Source organism: Paenibacillus durus, from assembly GCF_000756615.1.
Lineage (GTDB): Bacteria > Bacillota > Bacilli > Paenibacillales > Paenibacillaceae > Paenibacillus_AQ > Paenibacillus_AQ durus.
On sequence record NZ_CP009288.1, the window covers coordinates 5,208,342 to 5,226,464 of the forward strand.

General features: G+C 50.9%; 10 protein-coding genes. 2 read left to right on the forward strand and 8 right to left on the reverse strand.

Going from position 1 to position 18,123, the window contains the following annotated elements; all coding sequences use genetic code 11:
- Positions 1-20: 20 nt before the first annotated feature.
- Both PDUR_RS22920 and PDUR_RS22925 read right to left on the reverse strand, forming a co-directional pair.
- Complete coding sequence (locus tag PDUR_RS22920) at positions 21-659, reverse strand: universal stress protein (protein WP_042208340.1); 639 nt, start codon at positions 657-659, stop codon at positions 21-23.
- Positions 660-1,064: 405 nt separating this feature from the next.
- On the reverse strand, positions 1,065-2,135 hold the full coding sequence (locus tag PDUR_RS22925) for an acyltransferase (RefSeq protein ID WP_169744937.1): 1,071 nt from the start codon (positions 2,133-2,135) through the stop codon (positions 1,065-1,067).
- 354 nt (positions 2,136-2,489) lie between these two features.
- On the opposite strand from PDUR_RS22925, the gene PDUR_RS29270 reads away from it, so the two are divergent.
- A complete protein-coding gene (locus PDUR_RS29270; RefSeq protein WP_169744938.1) occupies positions 2,490-2,660 on the forward strand; it encodes a hypothetical protein in 171 nt (56 codons plus the stop codon).
- Between the two features lie 51 nt (positions 2,661-2,711).
- Here PDUR_RS29270 and PDUR_RS22930 read toward each other — a convergent pair whose 3' ends face one another.
- The 4 genes from PDUR_RS22930 to PDUR_RS22945 all read right to left on the reverse strand — a co-directional run bounded on the left by PDUR_RS22930 (position 2,712) and on the right by PDUR_RS22945 (position 6,956).
- Positions 2,712-4,574: a hypothetical protein gene (locus tag PDUR_RS22930; protein WP_042208342.1), complete on the reverse strand. Its 1,863-nt coding sequence runs from the start codon at positions 4,572-4,574 to the stop codon at positions 2,712-2,714.
- Positions 4,575-4,625: 51 nt separating this feature from the next.
- Positions 4,626-4,928 carry a Dabb family protein gene (locus PDUR_RS22935; protein ID WP_042208343.1) on the reverse strand — a complete coding sequence of 101 codons (303 nt, stop codon included), beginning with the start codon at positions 4,926-4,928 and terminating at the stop codon, positions 4,626-4,628.
- A gap of 30 nt (positions 4,929-4,958) precedes the next feature.
- On the reverse strand, positions 4,959-5,372 hold the full coding sequence (locus PDUR_RS22940; protein ID WP_233277423.1) for a GNAT family N-acetyltransferase: 414 nt from the start codon (positions 5,370-5,372) through the stop codon (positions 4,959-4,961).
- Between the two features lie 111 nt (positions 5,373-5,483).
- Positions 5,484-6,956 carry a protein adenylyltransferase SelO gene (locus tag PDUR_RS22945; RefSeq protein ID WP_042208344.1) on the reverse strand — a complete coding sequence of 491 codons (1,473 nt, stop codon included), beginning with the start codon at positions 6,954-6,956 and terminating at the stop codon, positions 5,484-5,486.
- Between the two features lie 168 nt (positions 6,957-7,124).
- Between PDUR_RS22945 and PDUR_RS22950 the strand changes: the two genes are divergently transcribed.
- Positions 7,125-8,945 carry a LysM peptidoglycan-binding domain-containing protein gene (locus PDUR_RS22950; RefSeq protein ID WP_042208345.1) on the forward strand — a complete coding sequence of 607 codons (1,821 nt, stop codon included), beginning with the start codon at positions 7,125-7,127 and terminating at the stop codon, positions 8,943-8,945.
- A 66-nt stretch (positions 8,946-9,011) separates the two neighbouring features.
- Here the strand turns inward: PDUR_RS22950 and PDUR_RS22955 are convergent, their stop codons facing one another.
- Together PDUR_RS22955 and PDUR_RS22960 are read right to left on the reverse strand one after the other, a co-directional pair.
- Positions 9,012-9,890 carry a glycosyltransferase family 17 protein gene (locus PDUR_RS22955; RefSeq protein ID WP_042208346.1) on the reverse strand — a complete coding sequence of 293 codons (879 nt, stop codon included), beginning with the start codon at positions 9,888-9,890 and terminating at the stop codon, positions 9,012-9,014.
- Between the two features lie 16 nt (positions 9,891-9,906).
- Positions 9,907-18,042 (reverse strand): non-ribosomal peptide synthetase, encoded by an 8,136-nt coding sequence (locus tag PDUR_RS22960; protein ID WP_233277424.1) that lies wholly within the window; start codon positions 18,040-18,042, stop codon positions 9,907-9,909.
- Positions 18,043-18,123 lie beyond the last annotated feature (81 nt).

Sequence of the window (18,123 nt, forward strand, 5' to 3'; positions counted from 1 at the left end):
TATTTTTTATGAATCTTGAACTAATGCGGCTTTACCCATTTACCCTGTACAATTCTTAGGTACTGCGGTTCGCCATTCGTCACCGTTTTGAACAGCCCATTATTAAAATCCGTGTGCAGTTCCCGGAAAAATATCCCATTGATCGTCTCTCTTCCCTCTTCCTGTTCACTAAGCACATAGATCTCCCCCTGCTTCACCAGAAAAGCCGGAATCCCCTTCTCATGGGTTTCCTCCAACATATCGGGATATCGCTGAACGGCTACAATATGAAGATCAATAGCACCAAGCTGCTCAATCAAATCGTTAATAAAGCTGCCTTGGGTTATCTCCTCCCACAGGGTCCGGCCGGACTGTCCAATAACGATTTGTGTGATTCCCCTCTCTCGGGCCGTTTCCGCAATGACATCCGCCGTCCTTCTTCCAAGGCATTTACGGATCAGAAATTCTCCGCCAACCTCTTTGGTCAGCTTCTCCCATGCCGAGAAATACCGCTCCCTATCCGCGTTGTACTCATAATCCCTGGATGAGTCCACCGTAAGTACGGTTAAAGGGGCTCTGAGCAGCAGGGCCAATCGGCTTCCTCTTTGAATTAAACGCTGGCCGTGCGGTCCGTAATGGACACACACCATGATACTTTCATTGTTCTGTTCCACAGTCATTTTCTACGCCTCCTGCTTCAGTTTTCCCAGAAAAACGCAAAAAGAGCCCGCAATTGGCAGGCTCCTCCTAGTTAACGAATATACAATTAATATAGATTATATCGATCGCAGAGGGGGTTGTAAAGAGATTCTTACAGAAAATAACGGTATGCCCGATCATCTTACAGGGAATCCTTCGTACAAAGGAGTGATTTCCATGTTCATACGCAAGGTTACACTGCACATGAAAGCTATAGATCCCGCTCCGCAACTGACGCTGTACCTGCTCCTGTCAGTATGCCCTTTCTTCCGCGTGAATATGTACGGATTGTACGCAAGACGAGTTTAGATCCTCGCCCGCTTTCCGAGTAAGCGTCCGGATCCATTCAAGCTCAAGTTGACCCTGCCAATGCCGCCGGCTGTGTGTCACAGCCGGAATAACAGCTTCACGACAGGAATCTTTTTCAGCAGCAGCACAACTCCAAGGGAAAGAATCAGGACGGCGGCTCCATAGATCAGGTTGGCAAGCAAATTCGTACTAAAGGGCAGCAGTTTATAGTAAGGAAGCGTAAACCAGCCGACAATGACATGAATGAAATAAATCCCCAGCGTATTCGAGCCGATGACTTCCATTCCCTTAGACAGCCGGGGAGATTTGCCCTGTTTGTAGCGGGAGGACAGGATAAAAAGACCTGCGGTAACGATAAGGGTCATTAAGGTATCGTACCCGTCAAAAACCGTATCGAATACTTCCCCGTTCGACTGACTCATGATTATCCCGTATCCGAGCAGCACAATCAGAGCGGTCAGAATGATCCCCGTCAACACCGGACTGCCGGGCCTGCGGAAACGGTTATCCTGCAGCTTGGCCTGCAGCCAGCCGCCTAAGATGAAGTACACGATCGAAAAAGCATAGAAGCCGTTGAATACATTGAATTTATTGAAAAAGTTATAATTCTTCTCCAAATAATTGACCTTCATTACCCATTCTGCCGTATTGGCAATATTACTGAGGAGAACATTCCCGAAAGTAAGCAGAAAAGCCGTACCGAAGAAAAAGTAAAGCGGCCCTTTGTCATCTTTGTCATAGATTTCTTTAATCAAGGGAAACAGGATATACAGACAGACCAGCGTCTGCAGAAACCATAGATGGTTTATTCTAAACATCTTCCATTCGATCAAGGCTTTGGCAAACTGAACTGGCGTATAGCTGTCGCCGTTGATCGGAATTAGGATAGCCAGGGTAAGAATGCCCCAAACTACCGTCAGAATGCAGATCATGATGATTTTATGTATGTGCTTGCGGAGATTATAGCTTCTGTTCAGCATCAGCGCCCCGTTTACCATAAAGAACAGCGGAACCCCGGCACTGGCCATGCCTTTTACAGCATAATTTAAATACGTGAAAAAAGAAGGGTTGGCCAGAACATCGGTAGGAAGATCGTTGAAATGATAAAAACAAACCAAATAAATGGCAACCACTTTAATCAGATCCAAATAAACCAATCGCTCCCGGGGTCTGATTTGGGGCCTGCCTTCGTGTTGAGCCGTTTGGGCAAGTTTGACAGGTGCTCCAGCCGCCATCCCGCTCACCTCGATTTCACATTATTTATTACCTGTCCGCTCCGGCGCCAGGCTGCTTTCATTTATTATATCAACGGAACCTTTTTACAACATTGTCCTTTTAGATGTCATGGAATAACTCTATGTAGTGATGCGGGAGTAGGAACGTTATGTTAGGGAGCACAGCGAAGAATTATAGTCACACGGGGCATCGTAAGTTCAGGACCGCTGGGAATAAAATGCAAGCCCCCTCCTCATACTATGTGCAAGAAGATGGAGGTGAATGTCATGCCCAAAAATAGCGCCGATCCCAAATACGACCGCGCAGATAATCATGCGGATAAGAAACACAATCAGCAGAATAACGATCATTTCACTGAAGAACCTCAGACACTTAGGAACCATAAAGCTGCCGATTACGTCCCAAGTTTAAATGGTATCCCCAAGAATGAAAGTTAAATAGCAGCAAGGCTGCTCTCACGTCGAATGATGGGGAAGCAGCCTTTTCCATTATTTGAAGACAGTAACTGACACCAGCCTGCCATTTTCCTTGGATTCCTCATAAGTAATCGGCACCGTCCCGGCCGGGAACGGCACTTCGAATCGGTAGACGCCCATTTCCCCGCTGCTTTTCTCCGCTAGTTCCCAGCTCTCATAGCTCCCCTGAACGCCGGCCTTCGTCATAAACTCCAGCGTTCTCCGTACACTGGCGCCCTCGTATTGGCTCCGTAAGTAATAGGTCCACTTCCGCTCATCCCACTCTGGCGCGTTTACGTGTACTCCGGCCGTCCGCATCGTCTCCAGAATTTTAACGAGCATACGCCCGTCTCCTTCCTGCATAGCCGCAGCGAGCGGCAGGTATGCCCGGTTAAGGGTTGCCAGGAAATTGGTTTTGTTTTTGGCGGCGAGCAGCTCAAACACCTCCTCTTTCCGTTGTTCCGCGGTGAACCAGTATGCGTGAAAATCCATCGGATTGATCTGGCTTGTACCTGGGATCAGATACCGCCCGTTATCCGAAACACGGAATACCTCTGTTGATCCGAAGCGCGTCGGGTATTGCAGTACAAATATGTTGCTGCCGTTCCCGCTTACCATCATTTGGACAGACAGCGGCTCACGGGGCCGCTCCCCTCCAGGCAGGATCGACGCGGAGCCATTCAAGCTGGAGTAGTAAAAGCTGCCGTCCTGCGCTTTCTCCCGGACAAGCCGGTACATCAGCCGGCTCTTGCGCGTGAACGGCTGCACGCTAATATTAGTCGTATTTCCATATACAGTCCTGATTTCCTCATTAACCAGCCAATTTATGTCGGCAATGCCTCGCAACTCCCTCGGGGTCCGCCCGCCGGACAGGTCTGGAAGCCGCATGTCAATGCGGTAATCCCCTGTACGCCATTCGTAAGCCGTATAGCTCTGCTCCGACGCATAGAAGACATCAGAGAAATTCGTATTGTAAGAGATGCCGGCGAGCCGCATTTTACCGCCAAAATCAAACGCGCTGAGGTGCCGGCCGGAAGCCGATAGAACACCCGCCGTGACCAGCACCGGTACGAGCAGAACGGTAATATAGGTTGATACTCGGCCATTTCGGGCCTCCCCGAAGGGCAGATGCGGAGTCGTTTCACCATCATCCCGCAGCTTCCCTACCAGCCGTCTCATAAGCTCGGCGATCAGCAGGGTTCCAATCACTGAATAAGCGAGCAATGGTATCGCATACCCCATAGGCTGCGGCAGAGACCGCAGCAGGCTGATAATCAGCGTGCACAGCATGGCTAACATAGCAAGCGGAAGCAGCGTCCTGAAATAACGCCGGAACAGGCCCGGCGCCTCGGCAAAGGCTTCACTGAGAGAGAGGTCCTGAAGAACGATCAGATAAGGCGTAAGCGCATAGAATAGCAAGGCAATGATCAAGATGATCCCAAGCGGAAAAAAGACCGCCGCCAGGAAAAAGGTCACCGCGCCCAAGACGGTCTGAAATACCGACCATCCCAGCATATCCTTGAAATACCGGCGTCCGCACTGGATCAGCGGGACCGCCCTTTGGCTCTGGACCCACCCTTTGAGACCGCCAAGGTACATGCCTCTGATAAAGCTCTGGACCACCAACACCGCCGCCGACACCAGAATTGCCGTTATCCCCCATACCGGCTTCCCGGCTTGAAGCTGCGTGTAAGGGACTTTCAAATCCGAGAGAGAAGGCATATAGAGCGGGATGGTCGCGTGAAACCCGCCCGTCTGCGCAGCAGCACCCGATGCCGTTACCGGCATCTGAGAGAATGGAAATACCGAAAACCCGACATAAATGCCAAGGCCAACTACAGCCGTTATAAACACTTCGAACGCCAAAACCAAAACAATCAATCGTATGTACGCCAAGCCGCCACCTCCACAAATCCATTAACACCGTAACCTGAACGCTTTCCCTACTTAAACCTTCGGATAATCGACCACGATAACATTTTCCAACAGACCATCCAGCGATTTCACAAATTCCTGATGAGCGGGATGCGGTCCATAGGAGCGCAGCGACTCCAGGTTATCGAATGTGACCCGTAGTCCGAGCGTGTAGCCGTGAATGTTGTCCGTTTCTTCCGTTACGTTAATGCCTGCACTGATATCGGATATACCCGGGATACGATCCCGAAACGAGAGCAATTGATCCAGCAGTTCCTGTTGTTTGGCGGGTGTAACGTTTGTGTTTAACTTAAATAAGACAAGATGTTCGTACATCGTTAACCTCTCCTTTATGTATGATATTTTTCAGGAAGCCCCGAAGAACCGTTCCATTACAATATAATCCTTACCGCCTTTAGTAAAGGTATGTTCTGTTACAGTAAATCCAAATTTCTCATAAAACGATACTTTGCCGCTCCTGGCATTGCAGTAAATCCGCTTTACGCCTGCGCGCTCGGCTTCCCCGAGCATATAGGACAGAAGTCTGCTTCCATACCCCCTATTTTGGTGAGAGATCAACGTTGCGAATTTCCGGAACTGCGCTTCTTCTCCATTAACAAAAAGAGACACAACCGCAATCAACTGCTCCCCTTCAAAAAGCCCAAAGTGAGTCCCCTCATCATCATCTTTAAGCTTTACATAATCGAGATCCTTTTCCGGCCACATGACCTCATGACGCAGCTGCCAAGCTTGCTCTTTTTGAATCATCCTAATATCCAAACGGCATCATCCTCCAATTTTAAAAAGGTCATAGAAAAAAGGGCCAACTTGTCCGCCCTCTTCTGTAACACGATTATAAAGTTTTCTTATTCGTTGGTCTAATGCTTTGTATCAGGTGCCGCAAAAGGTTCGGTAAGGACAGGCGGATGGCGCCGGCGGCGCCGAATAATCAACCTGTTCGGGGGAATGCGCAAAGGGTCTCGCAAGAACATCAAGAAGACGCTCCATCACGCTGTAGTCTCCTTGCACCGCAGCCTCCAATGCCTCTTCCACCCGGTGGTTGCGCGGGATCAGCGCGGGATTGCTGCTTCGCATCAGCTGTTGCGAGGAGTCTTTGGGTTCCTGCTGTCTGCCCTGTCTCGCCTGCCACCGCTCATGCCACTGAGTAAATTCCGAAGTGCCGTGCAGGACCGTATCCTCCAGCTTATCAAATGTTAATGCGCGGAAGGTATTGGTGTAGTCCACACGATTCTTTTGCATCATATTAAGGAGATCTTCAATCAGGGATTCATCCTCCGGCTCTTCGTTAAAAATCCCCAGCTTGGCCCTCATTCCCGCGAGCCAATTCCGGTGATACAATTCGGAGAAATCCGCAATCGCATCCTCGGCCAGTTTGACAGCCTCTCCTTCGTCCTCATGCAGCAGCGGCAAAAGCGTCTCGGCAAATCTCGCGAGATTCCACGCGGCAATATGCGGCTGATTGCCATAGGCATAGCGACCATGAAGGTCAATGGAACTGAATACCGTTTCTGGATCATACGTATCCATGAAGGCGCAAGGACCATAATCTATGGTTTCTCCGCTAAGGACCATGTTGTCGGTATTCATCACCCCGTGAATAAAGCCAACGAGCTGCCACTTCGCAATCAGCGAAGCCTGACGCTTGATCACTTCCCGAAGCAGGCCCAGGTAGCGGTTCTCATCTATGTCAGCTTCCGGAAAATGTCTTTGCAGCGTGTAATCAGCCAGGGCTTTGAGGTCCTCGGCAGAGCCCCATTTTGAAGCGTATTGAAAGGTGCCAACGCGCAGATGGCTTGCAGCCACTCGGGTTAAAATCGCACCGGGCTGCATGGTTTCGCGGATGATGGACTCACCGGTTGTCACCACGGCCAAGCTCCGGGTGGTCGCAATGCCAAGCGCATGCATCGCTTCGCTGATGATGTATTCGCGCAGCATCGGCCCAAGCGCCGCCCGGCCATCGCCTCGGCGGGAGTATGGCGTTCGGCCTGAACCTTTTAGCTGAATATCTACCCGCTCGGCGCCGGGAGTGATCTGTTCGCCAAGCAGCAGAGCCCGGCCGTCCCCTAACATGGTAAAATGCCCGAACTGATGCCCTGCGTAAGCTTGAGCAAGAGGGTCAGCGCCTTCGGGAACCTCGTTGCCGGCAAACACCGCTGCGCCATCATGGCTACGCAGCGCTTGAACGTTTAACCCCAGAGAGGCGGCCAACGAATCATTAAGGATGACCAGCTTCGGCGAGCGCACAGGAGTTGGGTCTTGTCTGGTAAAAAATGATTCCGGCAGACGGGCATAGCTGTTGTCGAAGTTCCATCCTGTTTCAATGATTGTGTTTTTCTCTGTCATCGTATCTCCATTTTTCATTAGGATATTTTACTATCTACTTATTATATAACCCACGGACTGCCCCTTTAGTGTCTGCTTCAGCTGATTTATTATTCCCTTACCGTTCTTCTGCAAAAGCCATCCTCCGAATACACTTGTTACAAAAGGTTTAAGGAGGAGGTCATCCTCGTGCAGACGTTTTATACCGTGAGACCCGGAGATTCCGTGTCGGCCATCGCCAAGAGGTGGGAAGTGCCTGTCCCTGCGCTCATCGCGGCGAACAACCTCTCGTCTCCCTATACGATCTACCCCGGTCAGCAGCTCTCGGTTCCGTCCGGCGTGACAACCGTTCTGGTTAGATCCGGTGACTCCGTCTACTCCCTTGCCCAAATGTACGGCGTCCCTATGACTGTTATTATCGAAGCCAACCGGCTGAGTCCGCCATATACGATCTATATTGATCAAATACTGACAATTCCGCCGGGCGTCCCTTACTATGTGGTGCAGCCCGGGGATACACTATACGAATTGGCTGGCAGATACAATGTAATGACAGGCGGTGTCCGAAGACCGGATCTGATCCGCCAAGCGAACGGGCTGTCTTCTGACTTGATCAACGTGGGCATGCGCCTTATCATCCCTTATGCTCCTCCGGGCGGAATCGGCCGGCTTGCCTATGTTTCAAACTTTGGCGGCGAATATGATGTTTGGCTATTCGATCCATTGAGCGGCCAATCCACAGCGGTTGGAAATCAGCAGGCCGATGCCCATTCCGTGCCGTATTGGTCGCCCGACAATCGCCGGATTGCGTTTATCGGGAAGCAAGGCGTCCTTTTCATCTTGGACGTGCTGCAGGGAACCTTGATGCAGATCGATCAATTAGAGCCCTATACCACTCTTACTTGGTCCCCGGACAGCAAGCAGATTGGCTACACGAAGCAGGGACGGATCGTGCTCTATGAGCTGGCCGCCTTCTTCGCCAGAACGCTCCCCGTTTCCGGCGCCAAGCATGTGCAGGGGTTTCCCTCCGGCGACAAACTCTTATTCGCAGCTCAGGACAGCACGGGGAACGATCAGCTTTATGAGATTCAAGTCGACGGAACCGGCCAGCGCCAAATTACGCACGATACACTCAGCCCTAAGAACGATGTAAGGCTCTCCCCGAGCGGCTCCCACTCTCTTTTCACCTCTCCCGGCGCAAGCATTTCCATCATTTACGTGGCGGAAATCAGTACAGGGAACGTAACCGAGCTCACTGGCGGGCCATTAGCGAAAAATTATTTCCCGGCCTGGGCTCCGGGCAGCGCCGCCATCGCGTACAGCGCAACCGATTTCGCCGAACGCAAAGGCTACTTCTCCACCATCCGGACCGAGCGTCCGCAAGGTGGGGGCCAGCAAATTCTGGCCGTCTCCGATTGCTTTGCGACTCCTGTCACTTGGTCCCCTGGCAGCGAATCCATCGCTTACTTGTCCGGCTGCCGAGGAACGGGCTTATCCAATGAGATTTGGATCGTCGATATCCATCATCCCGCACCAATCCGTGTTGTTTCCGGAACAGGCGCCATCACCTCCGTACAATGGTCCTACGCATCCGTTCCGGCGGATAACTACGCACAGTTCCGCAGTGCAGCGTACCGGGTCAGCTTCCCCTATCCTGCCGCGTGGCAAGCGGTGAGCGAGACCCGGTACGAGGGCGCCGACGGTTTCTTCCAAATCTCGGCTATAGCCAGCGATCTGCCGTTTCCAGAACTGTGCCGCGCTGAAGCTTATCACCGGTTAATGCCATACGGCTCTTCGCCGCGGATCGTTCCGGGACGAGTGGAGGGTCAGGAAGCCTGCTATATCTTCCCTTCCCCGGACCAAGCGCCGGAGTTTCGGCGGCAATCGGCGTTCATCGCCGTATATCCGCAGCCTGTTGTGATTAACGGCAGCACGTATCCGTACTTCATCCTCTGGGCGGATCAAGATCATCTTCAAGCGATGGTAAACGGCTTGCGATTTCTTGGATAGGTAGAATGTGGATCGGCTACACTAAGTTAGACAGAAAAATAAGGGCTGGAGCTATAAAAAACTTGCTCAGTACCAAAGATCAGCCGTTTGAATTTCTTGAAGAGCGGTCAAGAACGCTTTATGGTTATCAACGTATAGTTCAGTATCGAGATAGTACAATTTTTTATCGTTCAGGCACTGCTTGATATAATCCTCATTCACTATACTTTTGTCCTTTACATTGGCCGCAAACGCTTGAAGCTTGGGGAGTGCGGTTTTGGGATATTCGAGCCATGAATGATGAAATCCGACAGGTTCTTCCAGGCAAAAGATGTCTTTATACAACCCTTCGGCAATCCCCTTCTTCCTAAGATAATCCGATGAGTAAGGCATGCTTTTGAAAAAACGGCCGGTCATCGCGAAGACGCGATAGCTCCAGTGAGGAGCGCCATGATTAGAGTGGCAAAATAGATTCAGAAAAAATACGGAATAGTACATTTTAACGGTAATAATTTGACGTCTCTTCACTTCCGAGACAATCCGGTCCGCCAGCCGGCTATCGATAATCTCGTCGAAATCAGCCAGAATGATCACATCGTCATCCTCCACCCACTCACGCAAGATGTAGGAGCACATATTTCTTTGGCATGCTTCGTTATGAAACGCGCTATTGTAGCTGAGCAAACGCCAATACCATCGGTCAAAGTTAGCTGCATGACAAGTGCTCGGGTTGAAGTACAATTGGTGCCCCTCCGGTTTACGAAACAGGTCATCAGCATGAATCGGATGATAGATCACCTTCGGGCCGAGATGAGCCGGATTGAAGTTTTGAGGCTTATCCGAATAGCTGAATGTCTTGTTGGCTTCAATCACATGGAGCTCGTCGATCCAGCGGGCATTCTCTTTCACTTTAATATCCGCCACCCGATTTTCATTGAAAAAGGGGCAGAATTCATAAATTTTCATGACTGGAAACTCCCTTCTACTGTAATTGTGGGCGTGTGCGCATACTGACGCAGTGGCGTAGATGTTCGGAAAACAGACGTACCAGCCTGACGATGGTCTGTTCTTCATAGTGCAGCGAACTATAATAGCAAGTCAAATTTAGGCTGTCTCGCTTCAAGCAAGCCGTCATGTTTAACCAGTAAGCAGAAGGGTTGTTCGGCGCATTGGTATTTCCGCAAGGAATGGTTAAAGGCTCGTAGAAATCGTCGGATTGCCAAGCCGTTTCCTCCGATTGGTAGTGAAACAGCATGTGACTTACATCAACCAACGGTTCCGCTTCCAGATGAAGATCCGGAAGCATATGCCGCAAAGTAAAGTAGTCCATTCCTTCCAAGGGGACATTTTGCAGCGTCTGCTTGATGTGCTCCAGCAGAGTCCCGTTATTCTCCGCGAACTCTTCTTCCCGGATTCGTATTCGTACAGGATAAGCCCCGGCAAAAAAACCGATCGTACGGTAAATCGCGATGTTCGGCAAAAAGGACTCGCGTTGATATGACATCAGATGCAGCAGTAGGTCCGACTGCTTTTTCAAGTTGAAACAAGCCCGGGACAATGCCGTTAACACGATTCCGAGCGGTGTGGTTTGCCGCTGTCCGGCCAATGCTTTCAATAAGCTTATATGCTCCTCGCCTTCAAGCAAATCATACGTTATCGTTGCCATATGACGATGAACGGGCCATTCCTCCGATTTCCTGTCGACCTGCAGAGACTTGCCCCCTTCTACAACGTTCCTCCAGTAGTCTGACGCCTTGGACGAAATACCTTCTGCCGCGTATTGCGTTAGCGCCAGACACCAATCCCGGTAACTGCTTCCCGCTTCCCTGTCCAACGCCTCATCGGTCCCAATTTCCGATATGAGAAAATGTCTTAATTCATCGAGAAAGATGTTCATCGACATACCGTCAAAAATCAAATGATGGAACAAGAGCAGCAGTACCTGCTGACTTCCGCCGCAATAGCGGTCAAACAACACGGCTTTCCATAAAGGGCCGACCCCGATGTCAAATCCATGCTGAAGGTTCGAACAGTAATCCGATATGAAGGTGTCATGGGGCGCCGCGGCCTCTCGAAGATCCACGTAAGTAAAAGTCCGTTCCACTTCGATTTCCTGCTCATATTGATACCATTCCCCGTTATCGAGTTTGGCAAATGTCAACCGTAACGCCGGATGTTTATTGATTAGAATCTGCAGCGCATGGTTCATCGCTTGCTCCGAAATGCGTTGCTTGAGCAAAGCCAGGTAAGGCACATTAAACATGTTGAAGTTCGTCAAGTCTCTTTTAAAAAACCGTCTTTGCACAGCTGACAGCGGAAATCCGTCATTTGGGTACGCATGCCTCGATGGAATTTCCGTTACCGGCCAAGCGGCGGAAGCCGCATCCGAAGGCCTTCCGCTCAAGGAGCGGGCCAAACGTTCAATAGTCAGTTCCCGGAATATTTGGTTGACCGTAACCGGATAACCGTTCTTTTGCAACAAGCTGGCTATGCGCAGCGCATGAAGCGAGTGCCCCCCCAACGCGTGAAAATCTTCATCCTTGCTGACGTGCTCAAGCTTCAGTACACTGCACCAGATTTCTCCCATCATTTGTTCTAGCTCGGTTTTGAAACCGAGGTCGGCTTCTTTTTCACGGCAGCCGACTTCCGGCAGAGGAAGTCTTTTCCGGTCGATTTTCCCGTTAACCGTTAACGGAAACGAATCTAGCCGAACGTAACGAAAAGGAAGCATATAAGAAGGAAGGACTTCGGCCATAAAGGCTTGAAGCTGATCTCCCCACTCATCCTGTTCGGACGTATAATAAGCGATCAACCGCATGTCTCCATGGAACTCACGGGCGACTACCAGGCATTCTTTGACGTTGGGATAGCAGCTAAGACGGAACTGGACTTCTCCGGGTTCAATCCGAAAGCCGCGAAGCTTCAACTGGTCGTCGTTCCGTCCGATGTATTCGATGTTACCGTCTGGAAGCCATCTCGCTCTATCTCCTGTCCGGTACAGAACCAAATTTCTTCCTCTTTCGCGATCTTCGATAGAAGTGTACGGATTCGGAACAAATGCATTCCGTGTCAACTGGCTTTGCCTCCAATATCCCCGGGCGACGCCGTCCCCACCCACGTATATTTCCCCGGCTGCTCCGACAGGCTGAACACGGCCTTGTTTGTCCAGAATATAGCAGGTCGTATTACTCACCGGTTTACCGATTGGGATATCGCGTTCAAAGGCCCGTTCGATCGGGTAGCTCGTCGAAAAGGAGGTGTTCTCCGTTGGACCGTATACGTTGAGGATTGAAAGTGTCGGATAAGCCAGTCTGATACGGTTTATAGTCTTTGGCGATAAAACTTCTCCGCCTACGAGCAGCCTTTGGAGTCCGACGAACATTGTTTCGTTTTCTTCAATCCATTGATTGCATAATGCGGCGCTAAGCCATAACGCATTAATGCCCCATGCTTTTATTCGCTGCTCTAGTAGGCGGACGTTCATAAGATCGTCTTTTGAAACAACAAACAGACGGCCCCCGTTCAGCAGCGTTCCCCAAATTTCAAACGTGGAAGCGTCAAAAACAGGCGAACCGGTATAGAGCAGCTTGATGTCCGGGGAAAACGGGAAATAATTGGTATTTTTCACCAGGCGGACGATGCTGCGGTGCTCTACCATGACACCTTTCGGTTTGCCCGTCGAACCGGATGTATACATAAGATAGGCAAGATCGCAAGCGGCGGCAGTATCGGCCCCCTCCTCTTCATCCCCCTTATGTTGAACCTTATCGAAATCATCGGTGCAGATCAGGTTTAAGCGGATTCCTTGACAGGCTTCCGCAATGCTTTCCGCTCCAACACGTGAAGTGATGATCGTATCCAGTCCGGCGTCCCGGATCATTTCGCGCGTTCTTTCTGCCGGGAAATCGGGATCGATTGGAACATAGGCACATCCCGCTTTCAAGATCCCCAAGATTGAAACGACAAACGCAAAAGAGCGCGGCAAGCACACGCCGATGAACTTCTCACGAACCTGTGCATCTTCCGCCAGCAAGTTCGCAACGTGCTGGGACATTTGGTTTAGCATACGGTAAGAAATGACCCGGTCGTATGTGACCACCGCCGGTTGGGAAGGTCGGAGCCGGACCTGTTCCCTGAACAGCTCAGGAATAGAACTCTCTCTTGGGTACTCTGTGAACGTATTGTTCCAATCGTAGACGATCCGATCATATTCGTCTTTGGCTAATAAACCAATGTCTCCAACTACGCTATCCGGATATTCCACCGAAAATTGCAAAACAATGCGCAGATGCTCCGAAAACCGGCGAACCGTTTCTTGATTCAGCCGATCGGCATCATAAATGAGCTTGATCACGATCCGATCTCCGTCGTTGGCGATGGTGATCGTCAGCGGGTAATTCGTTTTCTCGTGTTCCTCCATCGCTGACATTTTCAGTTCATTTGCCGGCTGCCGATAGTCATTCAAATAATTCTCGAATGCGACGATGCAGTGAAACAGCGCATGGCCGTGTAAGGAACTCCAGTTTTTCAATTCGCTCAGGCTGACGTAGCAGTAATCGTTTAGCTTTTGAATGGTTTGATGAAGCTCTTTTACATAGTCGGCAATGGTTTGTTCCGTATTCCAATGCATAACCAAGGGAAGCGTATTAATCAGCAACCCGGTGATGCGGTCCGCTTTTGCAAGGTCGGACCCTCTGCCGGATACGACCATACCGAATACGGTTACATCCACATCATGATACACTTGCAATACTTTTCCCCAAGCGAACTGGACCAAGGTATTCAGTGATATTTGCGTTTGCTGCACAAATGCCGCCATGCGCCCGGTAAAGTTTGAATCAATATGAAGCGTTTCGGTCTGCTGCTTGTGGATTGGTTGGTGCGCATCAAATCGTATGCTTCTTTTCTCCATCGGCAGCCGGGTCGGCTCGGTAACGTCAGCCAAATAAGCTTTCCAGAATGACTCGGCTTCCGTCCGATCCTTAACCTTCAGCCATCGAATGTAAGTTTCGAAGGAGAGGGACGGACCGCGATGAGGCATCATGCTTTGCAAGCCGCACTCATATATTTCGTGAACCCGATTGAGCAGCAGCGGAAGGCTCCATCCGTCCAACAAAATATGGTGGTAACTCCAGACAACAGTCCATTCCTCTGAAGCGCTCCGAATCAGCGCAAGGCGGTATGCAGGGCGGCGCAGGTCGAAGCGCCGGTCACGATCCAGCGTTAGCCACCGTTCGAGGTACTCTTTACGCCGATCTGGAGGTCGTGAGCTGATATTCAACACCGTCCAATCCACTTCCGCGTCTTGAACAACACACTGTACCGGCTCGTCCAACTCTTCCCAAACGTAACACGTCCGTAAACAATCATTTTCGGCAATGATACGCTGCCACGATTCCCGGTAACGGGTTACATCCAGCCTCCCTTCATATTTCCAGCTGACCTGTACGAAGTATTGATCGGAGGATGGGTGATCCAAATAATGGAAGATAAGACCTTCCTGCAGCGGACTGAGCGGCATGATTTTATCCAGGCCATATTGCGCATGGTATGTATTTACGATCCGATCCAGCGAATTTTGTTCAAGGGAAACCCATGGAAAATCGCTTGGTGTAAACTCTTCGTGTTCCTTCCGTCTGCAGTGTTCGATAATGGAAAGCAGGCGGGAGACGAAGGATTCCGTCAAGCGGGCAATGGTCGCTTCTTCGTAATGACGTCTGCTATATTTCATGAACAAATGCAGCTGGCCGTGAACGATGGAGCTGTTGAGTTCCAAAAGACTTGTTCCGTGGTTCCGCGGTGAACTACGATCTTGTGCCGCATCGCTCGTGAAACTTAGCCATTCGTTCTCCTCCCCTGTTTCGGCATGATCGAACTGACCCAAATAGTTGAACAGCGCCTGCGGTTCGGAAGCTGTCAATGCGGTTCGGATCGCCTGATCCGGATGGCAGTACCGCAGGGCCCCATAGGATATGCCCCGATGAGGAATACGGCGCAGCTGCTCTTTGACGGATTTGATCGTCTCTCCTAAAGAACGGTTGGCTGAAACCCGGATACATACGGGAAACATCGAGGTGAACCAACCGATGGTCCTGGTCAGATTCATGTCGGATACGCAGTGTTCACGTCCATGACCCTCCAGCCGGAAAGCTACCGTTTCCTGCCCGGACCAGGTGGACAGAGTCAGCGACCAAGCGGTGAGCAGCAGATCGTTGATCTGCGTATGGTAAGTATGGGCGCACTGTTGCAGCAGCCGTTGCGTTTCGCTTGGCGACATCGTTGCGACAAACTCTGAAGACTCGGCGCTGCTTCTGTTATCCGCGCAATGGTCCACGGGTAATAGGAACGCGGAGGATCGGGTCTGCACTTCGGTCCAATAGTTCAAATGATCAAGAATATCCTCTTTCTTTGCATAATCCATCATCGCGGCCTGCCACTTTTTGTACGGGCTTGGAACCGGAGGCAGCTCGGCGCCGTGATACAAGTGATACAATTCTTGAAGCAAAACTCTCCAGGAGACCCCATCCATGACCAGATGATGAACCGTAATAAACAGACGGGCTTTGCCGTCGGGGTGTCCTTCGATCACACCGGCACGAATCATGGTTCCCGACTCATAATTCAGTTGGCTATGCCACTTCTCGCAAATACCTGAAATTTCCAAATCCGGGCAATCTGTCTGTTGGATGGTGTAAGAGGCAAGCCGAGCGACGGTATCCATACGGTAGCGCTGCACATACGTATGGTCACGCGTTATGATTTCCGCCGCAAGCTCCGGATGCAGCCGGACCAATCGGTTCAAGGCAACCTCCAGTTTCGCAGGGTCGCAATGGTTGAGCAAAATCATTTGGGATTGGTTGAAATAGTTCGGCTCTTCGAACCGCTGCTTGAAAAACCAGTGTTGGATCGGCGTCAGCCCAAATTCGCCCGCTAAGTCGACGGCACGATCCGTCTGCTTCTCGCCGTCTACCCAAGCGGCCACGGTGGCCAAATCCTTCACAGTCGGATGCTCCCCAACTTGTCTGGGAGTAACAATAATACCCTGATCCCTGGCCATGGATATCGTTTGAATAGCGAGGATCGAATCTCCTCCGACGGCATAAAAATGATCGTTGACGCTGATACTTTCCCGTTTTAACAGGTGGCGCCAAATCCGCAGCAGCCGCCTTTCCATTTCGTGTTCGCCCGCTTCCGCCGCCTCTTCTGAAGAGGGAATCAAAGCCTCGTTAGGATGGGGGAGCGCCGACCGGTCCACTTTGCCGTTTGTATTCAGAGGAAACGCGTCCAGACGGCAAAAGTAGGACGGAATCATATAGGCCGGTAAAACGGATGTCAAGTATTGCGTCAGATCGGCCTCTTTTAGCTTTTTGCCGGAGATATAGTAAGCCGACAATTTCTGATAATTCCCGTCTTGCCATGCCCGGACCAGACATTGACTGATACCGGGATATTCGCGGAGCCGATGTTCGATTTCCCCCAACTCAATGCGATAGCCTCTAATCTTGATCTGATCGTCGCAGCGTCCAATAAACTCCAATTCCCCGCCCGTTGTCCATTTCACCATATCTCCGGTTTTATATAGCCTTCCGATCTGTAGATAATACTCATCGCCCATAACAATCTCTTTGTGTATGAAGCGTTCTTTGGTCAACTCTTCACGGTTCAGGTATCCTCTGGCAAGCCCGACGCCGCCAACCCACAGTTCGCCGGGAACGCCAACCGGAACAGGATTGCCGAACGGATTCAATACAAAAAGCCGCTTGTTATAAACGGGCCGGCCGATCGTAATTTTTCTTCCCGGTCGGCATGGAGCGGCGGAACAAAGAACGGTCACTTCGGTCGGGCCGTAGGCGTTCATGAATAACCGATCTTTTCCCCAATACTTCACGATATCCGGCGTACAAGCCTCCCCGCCCGATACGATTGTTCGCAAGCCGGGCAAGTCCCGCTTATTCATCGCTCTCAAGACGGACGGCGGCAGCATGGCAATGTGAATATTTTTTTCTTCGAGTACATCCGAAATATCGGCATAGGGAGGCAGCTCCTCTTCCGATAGGACAACAAGAGTCCCTCCGACCGTTAGCGTTCCAATCCATTCGTAAACCGACGCGTCAAAGCTGATGGAAGCGAACTGCATCACCCTCGTATCCGCAACTACGCCAAACTTCTCGACAAGGTAAGGGATCAACGCGACAAGTCCGGCGTGTTCAATGAGCGCACCCTTCGGTTTTCCGGTGGAACCGGACGTATAGATGACGTATGCCAGATCGTCCGGCTTAACCCGAATGTTCAAATTTTCAGCGGAACCATTGGGATGCCCAAGACATTCATCAACAGAAATAATAGACGGCGCTTCCACGCCGATTTGAGAGGTCAACGGCTTCAGCTTAGCGGCCAATTTGCTATTTGTAATTATTATTTTGGCTTGAGCGTCTTCCAAAATAAATCGAATGCGCTCCTCGGGATATTGGGGATCGACCGGGAGGTAAGCCCCTCCCGTCTTCATTACTCCTAGCATTGCCGGTATCACATCCGCACTTCTGTCCATGACGATGGCAATCAACGTGCCGGGCCGTAGATCGCCCTGCTCTTCCATCCGATACGCGTCCAAAATAACCCGGCCGATTCGGTTGGCCCTGCAATTTAATTCGGAATAGGTCAACTTCTGCCGACGAAACTCCAATGCGACCGCTTCCGGTGTTCTGGCTGCCTGTTCCTCTACCAATTGATATACGGTTTTATGCACGGGATACGTCATGTCCGTATCATTCCATCGGATGAATTGCTTCCATTCCTTTGCGGTCAGCATCGGGTGGGAAAGTATGGGCTTGTCTGGTAAATGCAATGCGTTCGTCAGCAATACCCGGAAATGCCCAGCGAGCCTAATAATCTGCATTTTGCCGAAACGCCAGCCATCATACTGAACCGCACATTCCAATTCATTGAGACTATGACGATAGCTGAGTGCGATCTCCAGCCGATCCATTCCGCACGGAGAGATTGACGCCTTCGATTTGGCGCCCGGAAGCCGGCTCCTTCCATGCGTCTCTAAGATGCCGACATTGAAGAAATCCCCGGATCCCAACGCTGGAGAGCTTCCTTCGGTTTGCTGCGTCAACGTTTCGCTCCAAGCGCTGCCACTTCTTTTACGATCATCCAATTGCATCTTTACCTTGCGTACCAACCGGAGAAGATGGTC